Source organism: Enterobacter sp. C6 (assembly GCF_008122455.1).
Classification (GTDB): Bacteria; Pseudomonadota; Gammaproteobacteria; order Enterobacterales; family Enterobacteriaceae; genus Enterobacter; species Enterobacter pseudoroggenkampii.
In genome coordinates, this window is the sequence record NZ_QPFW01000041.1 from 1 (window position 1) to 1,531 (window position 1,531).

Sequence of the window (1,531 nt, forward strand, 5' to 3'; positions counted from 1 at the left end):
TATCCTTAATATCAGCGAGCAGGGCCAGGCGCACATTATTTCCGGCCAGGCGAGCGGTGCCGCCGCGGGCGATGTGGTCACCGTAACCCTTGGCGGTCAGACCTTCACCGGCGTGGTGCTGGCGGACGGCAGCTGGAGCGTGGGCGTGCCGGCGTCCGTGCTGGGCGCGCTGGGCGAAGGCAACCATACGCTTTCGGTTTCCGTCACTGATGCGGCAGGCAACACCGGCAGCGCCACGCACGACATTACGCTGAGTGGACATCCGCCAGAATTTACGATTGACGCCATCAGCCAGGATAACGTCCTGAATGCCCAGGAGGCGATGCAGCCGCTGAGCCTGACCGGCACCAGCAACCTGCCGGACGGCACCGCCATTACCGTGACGCTGAACAACGTCAACTATCAGGCCACCGTCGAAAACGGTATCTGGGCGATCCAGGTTCCGGTTTCTGACGTCCTGAATCTGGCGAACACGCTTTACACCGTCAGCGTCAGCGGTACCGACAGCGTGGGTAACAGCGGTTCTGCCGAAGCGAATCTGCTGGTGGATACCGTCCTTCCGCAGGTCATCATCAATACGTTTGCGGGCGACAACCTGGTCAATAACGCCGAAGCGGGCGTCGATCAAACCCTCAGCGGTCGCGTTACCGGCGCGGCGGCGGGCGATACCGTCTCCATCACCGCAGGCGGCAAGAGCTACACCGCAACGGTTGGCAGCGATCTGACCTGGAGCGTGAAGATCCCATCAGCGGATCTTCAGGCGTTCGGCGACGGCGATTTAACCTTCACCGCGTCGGTGACCAACGGGCACGGCAATACCGGCACCGGCGAGCGTGATATCAATATCAACGCGGAGCTGCCGGGTCTGCGCGTGAACACCATTTCCGGCGATGACGTGATCAACGCCATTGAGCAGCAGCAGGATCTGAGCGTCACCGGCTCCAGTACCCATCTGGCCCCGGGTACGCAGATTGTCGTCACCATCAACAACGTTGAGTACGTCACCGCGGTTAACGCCAGCGGCAACTGGCAGATCGGCGTTCCGGCGGCAGACCTGCAGGCCTGGACGGCGGGCGGCATGACGGTGAGCGTCAGCGCGGTAGATGCCTGGGGCAATCCCGTTGCGGCTGAACACCCGATTGAACTCGATCTGAACGCCGTGGCGGTCACCATTGATACCGTCTCTGGCGACGACCTGCTGAACGCGGCGGAAAAAGGCGTTGATTTAACCCTTTCCGGCCAGACGCAGGGCGTGGAGGCAGGGCAAACCGTGGTGGTGAAATTCGCTGACCAGACCTTCACCGCGCAGGTGCAGCAGGATGGCTCCTGGAGCCTGACCGTACCCGCCAGCGCCATGGAAACCCTGATCGACGGGCGCGCGCAGGTGAGCGTCAGCGTCACTAACGTCAGCGGCAACAGCGCCGACGCGTCGCGCGTGGTCACGGTGGATACGCAGCCGCCGGCGATTACGCTTGATAACCTGACCGCCGACAACATCATTAATGCGGCAGAAGCGCAGCAGGATTTAGCC

General features: G+C 62.4%; 1 protein-coding gene. It reads left to right on the top strand.

Going from position 1 to position 1,531, the window contains the following annotated elements:
- The coding region (locus DOU50_RS00275; RefSeq protein WP_148768463.1) for an Ig-like domain-containing protein at positions 1–1,531 on the top strand (1,531 nt) is incomplete at both ends.